We start from the raw sequence: 19,589 nt of genomic DNA on the forward strand, positions 1-19,589 counted from the left end.
AGCATGATGTCAGCGGATGTAGGCTGAAGGCAAAGATATGTTCGCATCGAGGATCTTTTTAATAGGTCAATTGTGTCTGTGCGCCCTAGATTTCTGACGAGTAGGATTCGCTATGTTCATCGCAAGGCTAGTCATGATCATGTCGGCGGGTTGCAGCACTCTTCCATTGTTGCAAGGATGCTTTCCGGGACGCCAGCGGCGTGCTGAACCAGCCCTCGCTCCCTGGGCGGTAGGCTGTGTTGATCTGTTGGATCCGTAACGGCCTGCCGATTGGCTCACGGGGGCGTCCGCGCGACGCTGAAGCGTCTGCTTTGCCCGAAAGCCGTCCTTCAAGTGGAGTCCGGGAACGACGGCTCTGTCCCAAATGCCGGCGTTAGGGAATCACCGAAAATCGCGCGGCTTCACCTTAATTCCCTCTGTCAGCTGCCCCGGAATGATGCCGGAGCCAAGTCTCAAGTCAGGAATGAAAATGTCACGTGGTTGCCGCCCCAATGGAGCGCGGGCAGGGTCGCGGGGGTCCGGGCCTACGGGGCTTTTGACGATATCGGCCCGACTTGTGCGGTAGATATCGGCGACGTCTGCTCGATTGCCGACGGTCGCGAGCGAGGGCGAAAGATCGTCCAGTCGCTGGGCGATCACGTGGATCACATTTCCTTCGCGCTGCACTTGGCCGCGTACGCCCATCATCGAGGCGCCGAGCACGATGCGGCGATGTTTCTCGAAGACGTTGGTCCACACGACCAGATTGGCGACGTTGGTCTCATCTTCCAGGGTGATGAACATGACCCCTTTCGCCGAACCGGGCTTCTGACGGACCAGCACAATCCCCGCCAGATTGATCCAGCGACCGTCCCTCACGGTCTGTAATTCCTCGCAGGTGATCATCTTTCGGGCGCGCAGCTCGTCGCGGAGGAAGGCGAGGGGATGCGCGCGCAGCGAGAGACCGGACGCCCGGTAATCTTCGACCACTTCCGCACCTTCGCCCATCGGCGCGAGAATGACGGTCGGCTCGATCGCTTCCGCCCGCAGCTTGCCTTCCCGTTCGTCGGCCGCGGCGAACAGCGGCAGCGCTGCATTGCCCAGGCCCTTCACGCTCCACAGCCCCTCTCGTCTGTTGCTGCCTAGCGATCCGAAACCGTCGGCTTCACCAATCCGGTCGAGCGCGCCGCGGCCGACACCAGCGCGGCGCTGTATCTCCTCGATACTCTCGTAAGGCGTGTTCGCGCGCGCGGTGACGATTGACGCGGCGTCGCCGTTCGCCAGGTCGCGTACCATACGGAGTCCGAGCCTGACGGCGAGATAGCGACCGCCCGCAGGCTCGAGCGTGCAGTCCCATCGGCTGTGATTCACATCGATCGGACGAATCTCGACGCCGTGCTGGCGTGCGTCGCGTACAATCTGCGCTGGCGCGTAGAAGCCCATGGGCTGCGCATTCAACAACGCTGCGCAAAAGACGTCCGGATGGTGGCATTTCATCCAGCTGCTCGCATAGGCGATCAGCGCGAAGCTCGCGGCATGGCTTTCGGGGAAGCCGTAGGAGCCAAAGCCTTCGATCTGTTTGAACGTCCGCTCGGCAAATTCCTGATCATATCCCCGGCTCACCATCCCATCGATCAACTTGTCGCGAAAATGGGAAACGCCACCGGTGAGCTTAAAGGTCGCCATCGCGCGGCGGAGCAAATCGGCTTCGCTCGCCGTGAAGCCAGCGCACTCGATCGCCACGCGCATCGCCTGCTCCTGAAACAGGGGCACTCCCAAGGTCTTCTCCAGCACGCGTCGAAGCTCTTCGGTCGGGTAGGTGACCTCCTCCTCCCCGTTGCGCCGCCGCCGGTAGGGGTGGACCATATCTCCTTGAATCGGACCCGGTCGAACGATCGCCACCTGAATGACCAGGTCGTAAAAGGTGCGCGGCGCCATCAGGGGGATGGAGGCCATCTGCGCGCGGCTTTCGATCTGAAACACGCCCAAGGTGTCGGCTTTTCGGATCATCGCGTAGGTCGCCGGATCCTCGGCCGGTATGGTGGCAAGGTCGAGCTTCAGTCCCTTGTCGTTCTCCAAGAACTCAAACGCCCGCCGCATGCACGACAACATGCCGAGAGCCAGAACGTCGACCTTCATAAACCCCAACAGGTCGATATCGTCCTTATCCCACTCGATCACCTGTCGGTCTTCCATGGCCGCTGGCTCGATCGGAACAAGTTCATCGAGCCGATCGCGCGTCAGAACGAATCCGCCGGGATGCTGCGAGAGATGGCGGGGGGTGTTGATGAGCTGCCGCGCCAGTTCGAGCGTCAGCGCGAGCCGCCGATCGCTGAGATCCATATTGAGCTCCTCAGCGTGCTTCTCCTCGACGCCCTCGCGGCTCCAGCTCCAGACCGCACTCGACAAGCCGGCCGTCATATCCTCGCTAAGACCCAGCGCCTTGCCGACATCGCGAACCGCTCCGCGCGCGCGATAGCGTGTGACGACCGCAGTCAGCGCGGACCGGGTCCGACCGTAGGTCTCGTAAATCCACTGGATCACTTCCTCTCGTCGTTCATGCTCGAAATCGACGTCGATATCGGGTGGCTCGCGCCGTTCGGCCGAGACGAAGCGCTCAAACAGGAGCTCAGACCGAACTGGATCGATCGACGTGATGCCGAGCACGTAGCAAACGGCGCTGTTCGCAGCGGAGCCTCGTCCCTGGCAGATGATCTCGCGGCGCCGCGCCTCCGCGACGATCGAGTGGACCGTCAGAAAATAAGGCGCATATTCAAGATCAGCGATCAGCTTCAGTTCGTGCTCGAGCTGGGTGTGAACCTTACCCTCGATCCCTTCGGGATAGCGCTCCGGCGCCTTCGCCCAAGTTAGCCGCTCCAGCTCTTCCTGTGGTGTTCGGCCAGGAACGCTGATTTCGTCGGGATATTGGTAGCGCAGCTCCTCAAGGCTGAACGTGCAACGCTTCGCTACTTCCAGCGTGCGAAAGACCGGCGTGGCGTCTTTAAGGTAACGGCGGAACAGTCGCTCCATTTCCTCGCCGGCCTTCAGGTATCGGTCTGCAAATCGCTCGCGCCGGTCACCAAGCTCGTCGATGGTGCATCGCTCCCGGACGCAGGTCACGACATCCTGCAGCATCCGTCGATCAGGCGAATGGTAGAGCACGTCATTCGTGGCGACCGTCGGCACACGGGCTGCTGCTGCTATGTTCGCAAGATCGCGCAGCCGGATCGCATCCTTCGGCCTGCGGCGAATGGATAGCGCCAGATACAGGCGATCCTGGAAGATCCTCTTTGCACGCGCGAGTGCCCCTTCCGCCACTGTATCCGCGCGATCCGGAGCGAGGATCGCAATGAGACCCTCATGCCATTGCTCGACGTCGGGCCAGTCGAGGTGGCAGGCTCCCTTGCCGGCGCGCTCCTTGCCTACGCTTAGCAAGCGACACATCCGACCATAGGCAGCGCGATCGGTCGGGTAGAGGAGAAGGGCGGTGCCATCCACGAGATCGATCCGGCTGCCGATGATCGATCGCACGCCTGTCGTTTTCTCGGCGTCCCAGGCCCGCACGATGCCTGCCACGGAGCTGCGATCGACGATACCGAGCGCGGGCAGTCGCAGCAGAACCGCTGCGGCGAACAGCTCTTCAGGCGATGACGCGCCGCGCAGGAAGCTAAAATGCGTCGTAACCTGCAGCTCGACATAGCGAGCATCGCTCGTCATGCGAACGCGCCATGGATGAACCAGCGCATGTTGCCTGTGGCCTGGCTGGTCCCGTCGCCTAAGCGAAACAGCCAGTAGCGCCCACCCGTCTGGGTCTCGACCTGATAATAGTCGCGGACGGTCAGGGCCTTTTCGGCTTCGATTCCACTCTCACGCCACCATTCGCCATGGAGGCGCTCCGGGCCATCTCCTTGGGTCACACGGTACCGTTTGCGCCGCCATATGAACATGCGCGGTGCATCGTCCGGGAGCAGCGCAATCACTTCGATCGGCTCTGGTCGATCCAGCATGCGGGCGGGGCGGGGCAGGTCGTCGTCCCATCCCGCATCGGTGATCTTGCTGAGTGCCGGCCGTATGGTCGTGGAGCGTTCGGGCATCGCGCTCGCCTGCGGACTGACCCGATGAAGGCTGCGCTGGCCGAACCGATTGGCGAGTGCATCGACCAGAGCGGCGAGATCTGGGCCCCGCCGTCCTAGGCTCTCGAGCCCTTCGCCCTGTGCTGAACCCAGAGCTTCGGCGAGCGGGGTGACCAGCGTCATGGTTTCGATGCCTTCGCCCGGTTCGATCGTCTCAATTTTGGCGCAGAGCAGCTTGGCGAGATGACGCGCGTCACGAGACGCGGCCGCCGTTCCGACCCGGATCGCCTGATTGTGTCCGTCGATCCTATGGAAATAGCAATCGAGCCGGCGTGCGCCTTTTCCGATATGGCTGAGCTGGTCGACGATATCTGCGACGAGGTCGCCGATCACCAGGCTGAAGGCTTCGGGTGTCGCGATAGGCTCCATGAACCCCCGGCGCGCCTTCGGGAGGTGTTCGGGAAAGATGGGATCGATCGGCTCGGGAAGCGTCCCCAATGCTTGATCGAGACGCCGATGCAGCTCACGGCCAAACCGCTTGGCTAGGGGCGGTCGCGGCGCGCCGATGAGCTGTTCGATACGTTCGAACCCCAATTTCCGCAGGGCCTCGACATCGCTTCTCGGGAGACGGAGCGCGGCAATCGGCAGAATCGCGATCGCCTTGCGATGATCGCCTGGCTCGATCGTCACGGGCCGACCAGCAGGGACGTGACGCGCAACGGCGTGGGCGCAGCCCGCCGTGTCGGCGACCGCGATCTGCACCGAAAGCCCGGACGCTGTGACACGACGATGAAGATCCTTGAGGAGGGCCTTCTCGGTCCCGAACAGCGACGCGCAACCGGTGATGTCGAGCCAGAGCCCATCCGGTGCATCGGGCGAAACGAATGGTGAGTACCGGCGACCTGCCCATAGCGCGAGACGGCGCAGGCCTTCGAGATCCGCGTCCGGCTCCGCGTCGACCACCTGAAGTTCGGGCGCGAGTGCGCGTGCCTTCGTGACCGTCATTCCTTGCTTGATGCCGAGAGCGCGAGCGCCGGCATCGATCGCCGCGATGACGCGGCGACCATGATCCGGGATGGCCGTTACCAGCGGTCCATCGCCGGCGATTGGATCGCGCCGTTCAGGCGACGAATTTGCGATCTTCCGCCGCAGCCGGTCGGTCGACCAGTGCGGCAGGAAGAGCGATACGACCCGTCGCATCGCACGCCTCCACTATCCAGGAGTGCGGATTACCGCCGCGCACGCGTTCCAGTTCGACGCGCCAACGCGAGCGGCCGAGACTGGGAATGCCGAGGTCTTCGCTCGGCGCTGCAAATATCCGCCACCGCGTCACAGCCGCTGTACCTTCAGCGACCTGCTCCAGCTTCGAGGCTCGACGAAACACGAAGGCCGCCACGCCCGAGCTCTCAGCGGCGAGCTGAAGCCGTTTCGACGCCGTCGTCGAGTATTTCGCGACTTCTCCGACGACCCCCGCAATGCCGGGGTGCCGCAGGCATTCCTCCATGGCCAGAAGCACGTTGGCGTCGCTTCCTGCCTCGACATGGATCACCCGGTCGGGGTGCAGCCCGGCCAGGTGAAGGGCAGGGGCGAATAGGTCGCGCCAGCGCAAGCACCAGAGAACCGGTCCATCGATCCGTGCAAGGATGCCTGCCAGAAAGACGGTCGCGCACGCATCATCCGCAAGATCGGGACTGCCGGCGATCTCGTGCAGAGCGCCCGTGGCGATGCCCGCTCCAGGCAAAAGCTGATCTAAGTCATCGACCCCGAACGGAATGGCCGCATGCCGAACGCCCACGCCCTCGATTTGCGCGATGCGCGCTCGCAGATCTTCGAGGACATTGGATTGGCGCATGGCATTCAAGAGACTCGGGGCACGCTGATTCGTTCCCTTTATGTTCTAGGCGCGCTGCCTCCGAGTCAAGGCGCGTCTCCAATCCTCTGTGGCGGGCGGCGCATCGTCGAAAAAGATACTGGCTCATGCACGTACGGGATTCACATCCGCTGCGAGGCAGCGTAGATTCTCCGTATGTTCCACCAAGCCGATCTTTTTGAGCACGCGACAAGCCGCAAGAACATGGACACGCCGGCACTTTTGGCCGCTGTCGCGGGTGCATCGTCACGTCCGAAATTTGCCTTCATGCTCCTCCAGCTTCTCGCTGAGGTCGCGGACGAGCAGGGCAGCGCCGGCCCCTATGTGATGACGGGTAACAGCGTCGTCCCTGTGCGGGACTGGCTCTGCGACGCGCTTGTTCCCATGGGGCAGCGGGATTCGCGCCGGCGATCGACGGTCGAGGCGGTACGAGCCGAACTTGAACAGGCAAAGCAGCTGCCGGCCGATCGCGCCCAGGCTGAGGATGTGATCGACAGCAAGGTCCGCGAACGTGTGCGCAGTTCCGGCCGCTGCAATGTTAGCCGGACGGTCTCGGATCTTGTGCGCGGGGGTCTGCTTCGTCGCCACTATCAGGGCTATCGGGTCGATCACGAGAACCGCGGTGCCCAGCGCGAAGCGGTTTATACCATCGTGCCCGAAGCGCTCACCGTCCTCCGCCGGCGGGCTCAGCCGGGCCCGGGTTCCCGTTCCTCGTCAGCGAGGCGCTGAACGCGATCGGGCATCTGTAGCAGCTTCTCGGCCGCAGCCAGGACCGCTTCGGGTTCACTCGGAAAGGCCTCTGCCGAGCTTATCGACACCCCATTCGAGAAGGTGATGGTTGCCTGAAATCCGTTGCCCTTGGGCGTTGCGGTCAATCGTATTTCCACGCCGCGCCTCCGAGAGGTAAGGTTTGTCCTGGACCTGAACCGTACCACGAAAGGGCGCTGAACAGGATGACGACCGCAACATCGTCGACGAATGCACGTACGAACGGTCGCGCTGGGCGCAACGGGGTCACGGGTCAGTTGATCCTGAAGCCAGCCGCCAAACGCGGCGGTCGGATTTCGATAGCCCAAGCCCGATCTGCTGCGAACGCCGTCGAGCGCGAGAGGAATAGGCTGGGTCAATCGCTGCAGCCTGAGCCCTCGAGCAGCTCCGCTCCTTGACCTTCGTCGAGTTCGCTTTCGTGAATGGACGTGAAGTTTCCGGGATTGAGAAGTACCTTTATCCCGAGCTTCTCCGCCATGGCGGAACCGTACTCTTCAAGGTCTTCGACAAGTGGCGAGACGTCCGCAGGCTCGATCCTGTTCGAGCGGTAGGTCCAGACCGCATCGTCCGTGCGCTCGAACGTTGCCTTTAGGCTGTAGGAGATCCCGACCCCGGCAAAGCTGCAGCTTTGGAAAAAGAGCGCCTGCAACGGATTTTGCTCGAAGACAACATCAGCATCCTGAAATTCGAGCCGGCCTGTTGTGTTCGGGTTGAGCAGAACGTCAACGACACCACGGGCATCATCGGCGTCCCAGATCGCGTCCAGCGGCACCTTGTCTGTGGAACGCTGACCCGTCATCGCCATCAGCTCATTCCAGCCCTCGAGGAAATTCGCGAGCATCGGCAGGTCTTCGATGTGAGGCCCATCGATGGGTGCGGGCAGATTGAACGTCATATCAGGGATGCGCGCGTTGCCGCTGAAGCGGATCTTGCCATCCCCGCTTGCCAGGTTGGCCAATCCCCGCGCCAACACGGCCCAATCGGCGATGGTGCGTTCAGTTTGATCGAAGATGCCGGTCGTTTCGAGCTTCAGGCCTTCCATGGAAAATCGCATAGTGAAATCGGCGTGTCGGATCAGGAGTGTCGGGCTGTCGAAGTCCGGAATCGGCGGTCCGATAAACATCTCCGCCTCGAACAGCGCAGCTTTCATCGTGAAGCGGCCCAGCATGGCCACGGTGCAGGCACCGAGCGTCGGAGGAGTAACGGTAAACTCTTCGATGTCGTCGAAATAGCTTCCGCGGTATGGGATCAGGATATTGAAACGTCGGTCCCAGGCATCGACTTTGTCAGGCTTGAGCGGTCGAAGGCCAAGCAGCATATCATTCAGGTGCTCGGGTCCCTCGACCCAGACGCGCAGGTTCGCAACGTAGTGACCATCTTCATAGCCAAGCGTTTCGAGTTGCCACTGCTTCCCCTGCACGTAAGCCGCGCTGTCTTCGCCGCAGGCGGTCTCAAGAGCAATTCGTAGGTCGGCGGCCGCAGGTCCAAAATGTACGCCGGCACGTTCATAGTCGTAGCTCACTTCAACGTGATTGATGTCGAGCCTCCCGCGCGCTTGTGCCTCCCGCAGGCGCCTCAAGACATACGCGAGTTCGTCGCCGATGAGATGGACGAGCGTTCCGCCGATAAGCGTGCCGTCTTTGCGCATCCGAAACACGATAATCAAAGCCGGCCGGGGATCCTTGGCGAGTCGATCGATCGCCGAAAGCTTGAGCTTCACCCGATGGTTGCCGCGGCCGGCGGTGCTCTTCAATTGTACAACGCAAGCGTCCGGCCGCCGCTGATCAAGCGTCTTGTTCTCGCCGAGCGCGGCCATTGGAAACTCGACGACATAATCCCAGCCAGTGGCGTCGACCAAAAAGCTCTTGTTGGGGAAGAGGCCGGCTAACTCGCATAATGTTTCGAACGTTCGTTCACCAGCGCGACCGAGGCGTTCTGGCTCAAGGGCGTTCGGCATACTTGTCCTTGATAAATCGCTTCCCATGGTCGCACTCATTCTCGTGACGCACTATCCCTTCAAGGCGTGAACCGCGTCGGGAAGGAGGAGGCCCTCCATACCAAGCAGAGCAAGACGAGAATAGTTGATGAGCGTTTGTGTCCTGAGTGGCGATCTCCGCTCGTCTGATCTTCAGGCGGCTTTTGCCGCCCTCAAACCGTTACTCTCGGACGCTCTGCCGAGCGCGCCGAAACAGTTTTACGCGCTCGATGACCTGCAGACAGCGTTTCGCGCACTTGAACGGCCGCTTTCGGCGGCGAAGGAGCAAGGGGGCCTCATGAACCCCTGGGCGCTCGCAAGCCTCGGCCATGACGAGGTTCGGAACGCCACCGCGCTTGCCGGCCTTTGGATGCCCGACTTCGGTGGGGCGACGTCCCTTCGGTTCGCAGCCGCCTTTCTCGCAACCGCGATCCCGACCGTAGATTGGTTCATGGAACTTGCGGCGGGATACCGGGTCGCGACGGAGGTCTGCCCTTTGGGTGACAGGGCCGATCGCGTCGATCTCATCATCGAGACGACACACCATCTCATCGGCATCGAGGTGAAAATCAGAGCCGGCTTGGGCCCTGATCAATTGCAGCGATACTCTCTCGCGATCGCGCGGCGGGCAGCCCTGCAGAACCTGACGCCGACGGTGATTTTCCTCGCACTGCGCCCTGCCAATGTCCCGGCGATCGCATCGACCTCGTGGATCAACGTTGCCCGAGCTGCCCGTTCCGCCGCCGGGCGGAAAGCCACCGAGCGCACCTTTGTCCAGCATCTCGTCGCGACTTTCGGCGAACATGTCCAAGCGTTCTAAGGAGAACCAGCCGTGCCCGACCCTTTGGTAGGAAACGTGATCGTCCGCCATATCGACGAGTTGGAGGCCGCACTACGCTTCGCTCACAACACGATGCAGCCTATGCTCGCAAAGGCGATCGCTGCGGTTATTGAAGACAAGCGTCGCGATCTCGCCTGGGCTGGGGAGGAGCCAGCCAACCTCGACGAGACCATCTGGCTTGCCCCGGAAGAGTGGCGCATCCCCGGCAAACCTGACGATGACGACTTCTATCTGTCCTTCTCGCTCGATACGACGCCTTGCATCGATGGTCATGAGCCGGAGACATGGGTTGGCACGCTCTGCGGGTTCGCGGGCGCTACGGTTCGGTTCTCAGCCAGCACCGACGGTGTCGGTCAGCGCGAGTGGAAAGCGCTCCTTCGATCCCAGGGGGCACTCCTCGACGAGCTCGTCGACAGGGGTTTTCTTTGCGATCCAAGAACTGGTGACATAGCCCTCACGATCCCGATCGATCGTGCCTTGCTGGCCTTGGGGTTCGAGGAGGAGACATTGGAGGCGGCTCTGGCGCCGCTGGCTGCTGGCATTGACCGTATCGTCGCTTCCCGCTCTGTCTTCGATAGGCTCGTGCAGGTGATCAAAGGGAAGATGCCTTCGTGAAGCTGACGAACAGAAGGCGGAGGAATTCAGCAGTCAGGACCGCAAAGCGGCTGTCCGCCGGCAAAGGAGCATGAGCAACGATGGCGAGGCGCGGAAGAGAGCAACATCCTTGGACTAACCAGCCGGGCAGGCTGGTCATCCATGACGATCCTTACGACATCTACGCGAAGCTCAACTGGGAGGCGAATGAGTTTGAGCTCAAGCGCACCAATCCCGAAAAGCCGATTGACGTCGATGGTATGGTCTACCTTCTGCAAAACGCATGCATCTCGGCGGCATCGCTGGTCGAATGGCTCGAGAAAGCTGCCCACGCTGAGGCACGGAGTCAGGGTAAGCAGATCGACAAAACGCTGCTCGAGAAAGAGGTATTGTCCTGGCTACCGGACCTTGCGCTCGCGAGGGCGATCGCCAATACATTCAAGCATGCAACCTACCGAGACGAGGGATGGGGCAATGCTGAGGTCAGGCTGGAAGCCCTGTTCACGGCTGAGCAGCACACAAGACTGAGGGCCGCGGAAGGCACCGACGGCTTTGCCGGCCTCTACGAGGAAGAGGCGGCTGAAGCTGATTTTGCGCTGACGTTCGTGCGTGACAATGACGAGCACCAGCTTGCGGCCGAAGACTTCGTACTCGGTCTCGCGCATGGCGGGCTTCGGCTTCTCGACCACAGCTTCCAGGATTTTGATCGGTTTTTCGCCGAGGGAGCGTAAGCGCAGACGCCGTTGATCGCATGCGGCCTCGTCAGCGAAGGCAATTTTTGGTGGCTTATGCGCGCTGTTTTTCGCAGAAGATTCCCATGGAAGAAGTCGCCAACGAACAATCGCCGCTAGCGTCACTAGAGGGCATCAAGGGATGCCTGATCGGTATGATCAAGGCCGCTGCCACCCCAGCGGCGCCGAAGGTGCACCTTACCTATTTAGGCGGTGAATTTGCCAAGCTGGCAGGAGGCTCGTTCGAGCAGCATTTGAACGATCTTGCGTCCGACGGATCCATTTCGATGCCAGTGTCCAAGCGCAAGATGGTGCCCTTCATCAAGACCTATTGCCACGACCAGGTTGGTGTCGATCGTCTGGACACCGGCGCCTAGACGTGCGATTTCAGATGGTCGCGGGCGGCGATCTGCTGACGCCCGAGATCGTGTCAGTGCCTTGGCAACGACTAATCTTGTATCCGGCCGGATGGTACACCCGGAACATAACCGTCGCGCCGTCTCTTTCTCTGCCGACCGGACTACGGCCTTTTACTGCGCTGAGAGTTGAGCGGACCGAAGCCGCGACAATTCACTTCGAGACGACGACTTTGGAGACGCTTCTCGATGCGCCGGTGCTGGCGGGTCGTTACGCGGCGCAGGTGCCGCTCACCGCTGCAGTTCATGGTGCAGTGTCGCTCGATCTTGTCGCCTTGCGAGAGGAAGATTTGAATGTCCCGTCAGCGCGTCTTAGGGAGCTGCGGAACCTGATCAAACAGATACGCTCGGTCTTTGGCAGCCCACCCTTTTTGCGATATGAGATTCTAACGCGTTTAAGCGACGATGGCTCATCGGGCGGCACCGAACACCGATCATCCAGCGAAATTGGATTAGCATCTTCGCACTTCAAGGATTGGCCGGGTCAGATCCTGTTCCGCGACCTGATCGCACATGAGATCGTCCACGCTTGGAACGGCTTTTATCGTACACCTGCAGACCTGTGGGCGCCCACGCCTAACGTTCCAGTCTCAGGTAGCCTGTTGTGGATGTACGAGGGTCAGACAGAATTTTGGGGGCGTGTATTAGCCACGCGCGCCGGACAGTTCACGCAGGCTGAGTTGCGCGACCGGCTGGCGATCGAAGCGGCAGAAACCGCGGCGCGGCCGGGCCGCGCATGGCGATCGCTGTCCGACGACGTCAATTACCCTGCCTTTATGCTCCGACAGTCCGTCCCATGGCGCGATTGGCAGAGACGAAGGGACTATTACTCGGAAGGCGTGATGCTGTGGCTCGCTGTCGATGCCAAATTGCGAGAGCTCAGCGAAGGGCGTCAAAACATTGACAATTTCGCCAGGCTTTTCTTCGCTGGGGCTACTCTAGATGCGCCGACCCGCACTTACACCTTTGAGGATATTTGCCGCACATTGAATGAGCTAGCTCCTGCAGATTGGAAAACGTTTCTGCGTGGTTGGATCGACGCGCATGATGAGCTCGACACGACTGTTGGCCTTACGCAACATGGCTGGCAGCTGACCTTTACGGATATCCCCACATCAGCCTTTCGCGCCAGTGAGGACGAATCTGGGGTTGCCGATTTGACCTACTCGCTCGGGCTCACGGTCCGGGACAGCGGCTCGGTGACAACGGTTGCATGGGGCGGACCAGCTTTCCGTGCCGGCCTCCGGCCAGGTGTGCGAGTTCTGGCCGTAAACGCCGCGCCGTTCACGCGTGAAGTTTTGCTTGCCGCAGTCCGAAGCTCAGGGGGCCGCCCCATTATGTTGACGATAGACCGAGACAACCGCAACGTTGACGTGTCAATTAACTACACGGGTACATTGAGATATCCGCGCCTGGAACGCGTCGATGGCCGCGCTGACACACTCTCCGCACTACTCGCTCCCCGGTGACAATAATGACTCGATTAGTATAAGTTGCGCCCAGGCTCCGATGACATTCAGAAAAGGGGCCTAGTTGTCCGTTGCCCCGGTGAGCCGGACAAGATTCAATCCGCTGTTAGTCTGTGGCTGGTCTAGGAACGTTTCCTACCTGCTTGTCGCGCTCCCGCGCTCGACCTCCCATGGCACTTCACCCTCGGTTGAATGGTTGAGCGCCATCGTCGGTTAAGGTGCGAGATTAATAGCTCCGAGGGATCACGGCGCGCGCCTCCCTAATAGCCCCATCACCATCATAATTCGATTTGCACCGCGACCCGCTAGCAGTAAGAGCGGTGCGTCGGAAAAGGCAGACTTGGTTTGGTAAGCCCAAGTCCTCTCGGTGACGGGAGCTCTGGTCTTTGGCTTCGTGCACGAGAACCCCCGCGACGAACGAAAGGACGCTTCTGCGTCCCCCGTTCGTCCGTGTGGGTCTCAGGTTCGAGAAACGCTCCGGTCGAACGTCGACACCGGAGCCGAACCATGAACGTGCCTACCCCCCCATATTACGATGTCCTGATTGCTGGCGCTGGCCCTGTGGGTCTCTTCCTGGCTTGCGAGCTGCAGTTGGCCGGCTGCTCGGTGCTGGTGATTGAACAAACGAGTGAACTGTCCACACCGCTGAAGCGCGCGCCCTTCGGGCTGCGCGGTCTGTCCGTGCCAACCGTCGACAGCTTCGACAGGCGAAGCCTGTTGGCGCCCCTGAAAGGGCGAATCCCCGACCGGGAAATCGCGGCTGCAACGCCTTGGACGAAGGAGGATCGCAGGCCTGGCGGGCATTTCGCCGGCATCGACTTCTACCTCGACCAGATCGACCAGACCCGGTGGCCCTTTCGGCTATCACATTCGGCCAATCCCATGCCTGCCGACCTCGAGAGTATCGGCGCTGTCCTGACGGACCGCGCGGAGGAGTTGGGGGTTGCAATACGATATGGCATGCGAGTCTCGGACGTAAGCGCGACGGATCGCGATGTGACCGTCCGCGCCGGTGAGGAGACATTCCGGGGAGGCTGGCTAGTCGGTTGCGACGGCGGCCGCAGTGTCGTGCGCAAGACGGCGGGCTTCGGCTTCACCGGCACCGACCCCGAATTCACCGGCTACTTTGCCCAGGTCGAGTTTGCCGACCCGTCCATGCTCGACCCAGGTCACCATGATACGCCGGGTGGCACCTATATCTTCGACCTGCCGGACATGATCCGAATGGTTGAGTTCGACGGCGGGGCGCATCACCGCGGCGAGCCAATTACTCGCGATCATCTGCAGGCGGTACTGCGTCGCATCTCCGGCGCGAACATCGAGTTGACGGCGATCGCCCACGTCACGACCTGGACAGACCGAGCCTATCTGGCGACCGAATATCGGCGGGGACGCGTGCTGCTCGCCGGTGACGCCGCGCACATCCACTCGCCGCTCGGGGGCCAAGGCCTCAACCTCGGTCTCGGCGACGCGATGAACCTCGGCTGGAAGCTCGCCGCGACGATCCACGGCAACGCCGCCCGCGGACTTCTCGAAACATATCAGCGCGAGCGGCGGCCGCTGGCCGAGCAGATCCTCGACTGGTCGCGCGCGCAGGTCTCGCTTATGCGGCCGAGCCGAAGCGCACAGGCACTCCGCACCATCGTCCGTGATCTGATCGCGACACCAGATGGCGCGACCTATTTCGCCGAGCGCGTCTGGGGCGTGTCGGTGCGCTATGATCTGGGCAGCGACCATCCTCTCGTAGGGCGTAGCGTCCCCGATTTTGAGCTGACCGACGGCACGCGCCTGAACGAACACTTCCGAGGCGCGCGTGCGCTCCTGCTCGATTTTAGCGGGGTCGAACAATTGCGGGCACTTGCCGACCGCTATCGCGACTGGATCACCTATGTGCCGTGCAATGGGAAAGACCTGTCAGGCCTCTACGCCCTGTTCGTTCGCCCCGATGGTTTTGTCGGCTGGGCAAGCGATCAGCCCGTCGATGAAATCGACGTCGCCCGAGTTTTATCGCAATGGTTCGATACCGCACGACATGTCGGGGGAGCCCCGGCGCAATAAGGAGGCTCCGGCTTGTCGCTTCAGCTCTATCGGCTCTCGATAACGGCCAGGGCGCGTTCTCCCGATCTTCAACTCATTCGCCCCTGCGCTAAATGATCGGTTTTGGTTTCACGACCTTGTTTGCGACGTCCTCGAAGGAGGCGAGCGTGCCTTGTTGGACCGGGCGCGCGGCGATTCCTCATAGGCGTGAAACGCTGATCTTGGTCGTGAACCCATAATCGACCGCTTTCGCAGCGAGGGCTGAACGTCCGAGATCGGATGGTCTGCGGTCCGGCAGCTTTCGGGAAGGCGGGTGGCGAAAGCCGCCTTTGCGGAAAGAATGTAAAACAGGAAAGCCTAAGTGATCTCCGCGGAAAAAAGGCGTCGAAGCACCCGCCTGAAACGGGCGACCGGCTCGTCGGACCGTTCCACTTTCATGCGGAGCAGGGTTCCGTGCCACGCAGCAAGCACCACTGCGGCGACATCATCGACGCCATCAGGCTCCACAACGTCGTCAAGCACTGCGGCAAATGCGCCGGTCTGCTGCTCTAACACCTTGGCAAGCGCACCGCGAAGCAGCTCGCTATGGATGGGCGCCTCGGTCGCAAGATCCGGGATCAGGCAGCCGACGCTCCAGTCGCGTTCGCTAAGCGCACGCTCGATGGCGTCGAAATATGCTTCAAGGCGCCGCGCTGGCGAGCGCGACGTATCACCCAAAGTCGTCACCATGATCGCATTTAGCCGGGCAACATAATGATCCAGCACAACGAGCGCGAAACGCTCCTTGGACCGGAAGTGATTGGTGAAGGAGCCGAGCGGTACGTCCGCAGCAGCGGCGACTTGCCGCACCCCCGTCGCCGAATAGCCGCGGTCGTGGAAGAGACGCGCGCCCGTTTCGACCAGGAGGTCACGCTGCGAGGAGACGGAGGGACACGACATGCCAGAGGCTTAGCGCAATACGATCGTATTGACCACCGCTGTCGATCGTGGAATGCTTGGCTGATCATGACCAATCTTACTCACCACCACATTGATGCCCGTGGCATCCGGCTCCACGTCGTCGAACAGGGCAACGGTCCGGCCGTCGTCTTTTGCCACGGCTTCCCGACGACATGGGTGAGCTGGGCTCACGCCATGCAGGCGACCGCCGATGCCGGTTTCCATGCCATAGCGTTCGACATGCGCGGTTACGGTGAGAGCGACGCTCCGGGAGACGCGAACCTCTACACACCCTTCCAGACGGTGGGCGACGTGATCGCCATTCTCGACCACTTCCACATCGCCCAAGCGATCCTCGTCGGACATGATTTTGGGGCCAGCATCGCGTGGAACGCGGCGATGATGCGCCCGGACCGAATCGTGGCGGTGTTCGGCGTCAGTGTGCCCTTTCTCCAGCCCGGCGGTCCGAGCTTCCTCGATCAACTCCGCGCAGCAGGCGCGGACGACTTTTACATGTTCGACCAGATGACCGCCGAGGCCGATGTGAAATGGGCTGACGCGGCCCACAGCATTCCGGCCAGTCTTTACTGGATGTCGGGCGAGGCGCCGGCAGAGATGCGGTGGGACCCGTTTGACCCTGACCGGCACTTGCTGCGGCCGGCGCCGGCTGCGCCCACGACCATCGACCCCGCCTATGTCGAAGAGATGGTACGGGTGTTCGCTCGGACGGGATTCCATGCGCCGCTGAACTACTATAGGGCAATCGACGCCTTCTTCGCTGTCGCCAATCGCACGTTCGCCGGCTGCGTGATCAGGCAACCGAGCTTCTTCCTGACAGGTGCCGCAGATGGCCTGAATGCGGTACGCAGCCCGACAGAGAAGTCGCTGCGGCCAATCCTGCCAGGGTTGCGCGGTTTCGTCGCGCTCGACGGCGTGGGGCACTGGCCCCAACTAGAGGCTGCCGATGCGTTCGATGCGGCGCTGGTGTCGTTTGTCCGGTCGCTGGGGTGAGCGTTTGCGATCCAGTGTTCGTGTCGTCTAAGCAGGGCAACATTCATGCCTAGCCTGCTCTCCGCTGGAACACGGCATCTCCCATAAGCGAACGGCGGTCGAGACTGCTCGAGCGTTCTCGATTAGCAGCCTCTGCGAGAACGCATGGATCGATCGCAGAACCGCAAGATCGGTCGAGCGCATCATATCCGTAAGCGTCTAGCTGGAGCCGCCACGGAGGACAGGACGATGAAGGCGGCGGTTCACAACTATCATGCCCGGATGCAGCGGGTGCTGGATCACATCGACCGGCATCTGGACGACGATCTGGACCTGAATGCTGTGAGCGGCGTCGCGGCCTTCTCGAAATATCATTTCCACCGGCAGTTCACTGCGACCTTCGGGCTGTCCGTGCATCGTTATGTCCAGCTCGCCCGCATGAAGCGGGCATCCCATCGGCTGGCCTATCGGGACGCGCAGAGCGTCACCGACATAGCGATGGATGCCGGTTACGATGCCCCGGATGCCTTCGCCCGTGCCTTTCGGCAACGGTTTGGGCAGTCGCCGTCGTCGTTCAGGAAAGCTCCCGATTGGGAGCCGTGGCTTGCGGCCTTCGGGCCTCTCGACAACGCAAGGAGCAAGCTCATGCAGACTATCTACACCCCCGACGACGTGACGATCCGCGATGTGGCCCCGACGCCCGTGGCGATCATGGAGCATCGCGGCGACCCGGAGACGATCGGCGCGACCATTCAGCGGTTCATCGCCTGGCGCAAGGCGACCGGGCTGTCGCCGAAGATCAGCCCGACCTTCAACGTCTTCCACTCCGATTCGCGCACGACGCCTCCGGCCGAATACCACATGGACCTGTGCGTCGGCACCGACCGCCAGATCGAGGCGAACAGCGAACAGGTTGAGGCCGGCACAATCCCCGGCGGGCGCTGTGCGGTGCTGCGCGTCGTCGGCAACACCGACAACCTCGAGCCTGCCGCCCTGTACTTCTACCGCGATTGGCTACCGGCCAGTGGCGAGGAGGCACGCGACTTCCCGCTCTACTGCCAGCGCCTCACCTTCTTCCCGGAGGTGCCGGAGCATGAGGCAGTCGCGGACTTGTTCCTGCCGCTCAAATAGCCTGCCGGAGGGCGGCTCGCATCCTTCTTAGAGTCGAAGAGCCGCCCTCTCTCATAGGATGCGCGCATGCTGATTGGTTACGCCCGTGTTTCGACGACCGACCAAGATTTGTCGCTGCAACTCGACGCCTTGGCGAAGGCCGGCTGTGAGAGACTGTTCACCGACAAAGCGAGTGGCGCGAAAGTTGATCGACCGGGCTTGGCCGAAGCCCTCCATTTCGCACGCGCGGGAGACACCCTGGTGATCTGGAAACTCGATCGGCTTGGCCGCTCGATCCGAGGTCTCATTGAGCTGGCAGCGGGCCTGTCCGCTCGCCACGTGGACTTCCGATCTCTGACCGATGGGTTCGACACGGCCACTCCTTCTGGGCGTCTCCTGTTCCACATATTGGCTTCAGTCGCAGAGATGGAACGAGAGTTGGTGAGAGAGCGCACGATCGCGGGCTTGGCGGCCGCTCGCGCGAAGGGCGGGACCGGTGGTGGCCGCAAGGCAGCGATGACGCCAGACAAGATCGACACTGCGCGTAAGCTGCTCGCCGCGGGAGACAAACCCGCCAAGATAGCCAAGCTGCTGCAAGTTGGCCTATCCACCTTCTACCGCCATTGCCCGGCCAGCGCCGAGCTTCCCGATTGAGGATCGCGTTTCGAGAATGTCCGCGAGCCGTAGTCGTCCTGGATAAGCGTATCGATAAGCCGGTCTTCAGCGGGACGTTGCCCATCGAGCATCAACATGGCGAGGCCATAAACGAGCGACCAGGCTCATAACGCGTTGTTTTCCGCTCGAACCAAACCAGTATCGTCCGCTGATGCCGAAAGCTTGGATTGCAGCATGGGTTTCGCCCCCGCTGTCAGGAGAGATCCAGCGGTCGATACGACGGGTTATCCTTTGGTACTCGTCGTATCGACACGCCGGCTACTATCGGCCCTATGGTGCAGGAAAGCGTCGGGTAATGAGGACGTGCGGCTGGCTGACGTCATCAGTAGGCCCAGGGTGGCGATTGCCCTGCTTACCTCACCAAGGCACCTCGTTTTGCTCGAAGTAGAAGCCGCCGGTCATATCTCTGGCGGTCCGGGTCGCTAGCCATACGATGCCCGCCGCAGCCTGCTCCACAGTACGGTATCCGCTATGGCCGTTGAAATCGGTCGCAGTGTAGCCGGGATCCGCTGCGTTCACCGTAATCCCGCTGCCGGCCAGTTCTTTGGCAAACGCCACTGTCACCGCATTGAGCGCGGTTTTCGAGCTATTATACCCGAGGATGTTGACGCCGTGGAACTGGTTGCTCGGGTCCGACAGCCAGCCCAGCGAACCGAGCCCGCTACTAACCATGATCACACTAGCATCGATCGTTGCCTTTAGAAGTGGAAGGAAGGCCTGCGTCACACGGATCGGCGCAAAGACGTTCGTCTCGTAGATGGCCTTGATGTCATGGAGCGGCTGCTCGCTCGGGAGGATTGGCTGAAGCCCGGATATACCGGCATTGTTGATCAGGATGTCGAGCTTGCCGTCCTCACGTTCGACGCGGGCAACTGCACATCGCACACTTTCGTCACTGGTCACGTCAAGCGTCAGTGCTCGGACGGCAATCCCCTCGGCGGCAAGACTTGCAGCGGCTGCCTGCCCTCGATCCGCGTCCCGGCTGCCAAGCCAGATACGAAAGCCTTGGCCGCCCAATTGTCGCGCCGTTTCGTAGCCGATGCTTTTGTTGGCACCCGTGATAAGAACAGCTTTGTCGGTCATGCTATGCTCCTGAGGAGTGGCCAGCGACGTCCCGTCACC

16 protein-coding genes are annotated in these 19,589 nt (G+C 61.6%); 10 read left to right on the forward strand and 6 right to left on the reverse strand.

Translation table 11 applies throughout. The features are described 5' to 3' along the window. Positions 1–381: 381 nt before the first annotated feature. Genes BLS81_RS16535 through BLS81_RS16545 form a run of 3 tightly spaced genes read right to left on the reverse strand, consistent with a single transcriptional unit; the run spans position 382 to position 5,904 of the window. Positions 382–3,696 (reverse strand): error-prone DNA polymerase, encoded by a 3,315-nt coding sequence (locus BLS81_RS16535; protein WP_093225541.1) that lies wholly within the window; start codon positions 3,694–3,696, stop codon positions 382–384. Further along, the gene (locus BLS81_RS16540) at positions 3,693–5,252 is read right to left on the reverse strand and encodes a DUF6504 family protein (protein WP_093225542.1); all 1,560 of its coding nucleotides are present in this window, start codon (positions 5,250–5,252) and stop codon (positions 3,693–3,695) included. Before BLS81_RS16540 ends, BLS81_RS16535 begins: the two co-directional genes overlap by 4 nt. Then, positions 5,173–5,904, reverse strand: coding sequence for an ImuA family protein (locus BLS81_RS16545; protein WP_093225544.1), 732 nt, complete (start codon positions 5,902–5,904; stop codon positions 5,173–5,175). The genes BLS81_RS16540 and BLS81_RS16545 overlap by 80 nt, the downstream gene beginning before the upstream one ends. Positions 5,905–6,078: 174 nt before the next feature. Between BLS81_RS16545 and BLS81_RS16550 the strand changes: the two genes are divergently transcribed. Next, the gene (locus BLS81_RS16550) at positions 6,079–6,651 is read left to right on the forward strand and encodes a hypothetical protein (protein ID WP_093225545.1); all 573 of its coding nucleotides are present in this window, start codon (positions 6,079–6,081) and stop codon (positions 6,649–6,651) included. Between the two features lie 394 nt (positions 6,652–7,045). On the opposite strand, the gene BLS81_RS16560 is transcribed toward BLS81_RS16550, so the two are convergent. Further along, a complete protein-coding gene (locus tag BLS81_RS16560; RefSeq protein ID WP_143023384.1) occupies positions 7,046–8,647 on the reverse strand; it encodes a hypothetical protein in 1,602 nt (533 codons plus the stop codon). Between the two features lie 127 nt (positions 8,648–8,774). Between BLS81_RS16560 and BLS81_RS16565 the strand changes: the two genes are divergently transcribed. The 6 genes from BLS81_RS16565 (at position 8,775) to BLS81_RS16590 (ending at position 14,774) form a co-directional block, all read left to right on the forward strand. Then, entirely contained in the window at positions 8,775–9,485 is a 711-nt protein-coding gene (locus BLS81_RS16565; protein WP_093225548.1) for a PD-(D/E)XK nuclease family protein, read from the forward strand. 12 nt (positions 9,486–9,497) lie between these two features. Continuing rightward, positions 9,498–10,121 carry a hypothetical protein gene (locus tag BLS81_RS16570; protein ID WP_093225550.1) on the forward strand — a complete coding sequence of 208 codons (624 nt, stop codon included), beginning with the start codon at positions 9,498–9,500 and terminating at the stop codon, positions 10,119–10,121. Between the two features lie 80 nt (positions 10,122–10,201). Next, positions 10,202–10,831 carry a hypothetical protein gene (locus BLS81_RS16575; protein WP_093225551.1) on the forward strand — a complete coding sequence of 210 codons (630 nt, stop codon included), beginning with the start codon at positions 10,202–10,204 and terminating at the stop codon, positions 10,829–10,831. Between the two features lie 86 nt (positions 10,832–10,917). Further along, positions 10,918–11,208: a hypothetical protein gene (locus tag BLS81_RS16580; RefSeq protein ID WP_093225553.1), complete on the forward strand. Its 291-nt coding sequence runs from the start codon at positions 10,918–10,920 to the stop codon at positions 11,206–11,208. Positions 11,209–11,210: 2 nt separating this feature from the next. After that, complete coding sequence (locus BLS81_RS16585) at positions 11,211–12,716, forward strand: M61 family metallopeptidase (RefSeq protein WP_218123144.1); 1,506 nt, start codon at positions 11,211–11,213, stop codon at positions 12,714–12,716. Between the two features lie 507 nt (positions 12,717–13,223). Then, positions 13,224–14,774, forward strand: coding sequence for an FAD-dependent monooxygenase (locus BLS81_RS16590; RefSeq protein ID WP_093225556.1), 1,551 nt, complete (start codon positions 13,224–13,226; stop codon positions 14,772–14,774). Between the two features lie 336 nt (positions 14,775–15,110). Here the strand turns inward: BLS81_RS16590 and BLS81_RS16595 are convergent, their stop codons facing one another. After that, positions 15,111–15,692 (reverse strand): TetR/AcrR family transcriptional regulator, encoded by a 582-nt coding sequence (locus tag BLS81_RS16595; protein WP_093225557.1) that lies wholly within the window; start codon positions 15,690–15,692, stop codon positions 15,111–15,113. Between the two features lie 66 nt (positions 15,693–15,758). On the opposite strand from BLS81_RS16595, the gene BLS81_RS16600 reads away from it, so the two are divergent. The 3 genes from BLS81_RS16600 (at position 15,759) to BLS81_RS16610 (ending at position 18,446) form a co-directional block, all read left to right on the forward strand. Continuing rightward, on the forward strand, positions 15,759–16,703 hold the full coding sequence (locus BLS81_RS16600) for an alpha/beta fold hydrolase (protein WP_093225559.1): 945 nt from the start codon (positions 15,759–15,761) through the stop codon (positions 16,701–16,703). A gap of 228 nt (positions 16,704–16,931) precedes the next feature. Beyond that, positions 16,932–17,813 (forward strand): AraC family transcriptional regulator, encoded by an 882-nt coding sequence (locus BLS81_RS16605; protein WP_093225801.1) that lies wholly within the window; start codon positions 16,932–16,934, stop codon positions 17,811–17,813. Positions 17,814–17,879: 66 nt separating this feature from the next. After that, entirely contained in the window at positions 17,880–18,446 is a 567-nt protein-coding gene (locus tag BLS81_RS16610; protein WP_093225560.1) for a recombinase family protein, read from the forward strand. Between the two features lie 378 nt (positions 18,447–18,824). Here BLS81_RS16610 and BLS81_RS16615 read toward each other — a convergent pair whose 3' ends face one another. Beyond that, a complete protein-coding gene (locus BLS81_RS16615; protein ID WP_093225562.1) occupies positions 18,825–19,550 on the reverse strand; it encodes an SDR family oxidoreductase in 726 nt (241 codons plus the stop codon). Positions 19,551–19,589: the final 39 nt, after the last annotated feature.

Origin of the sequence: Sphingomonas sp. NFR15, assembly GCF_900103265.1 — a bacterium.
GTDB lineage: Bacteria > Pseudomonadota > Alphaproteobacteria > Sphingomonadales > Sphingomonadaceae > Sphingomonas > Sphingomonas pollutisoli.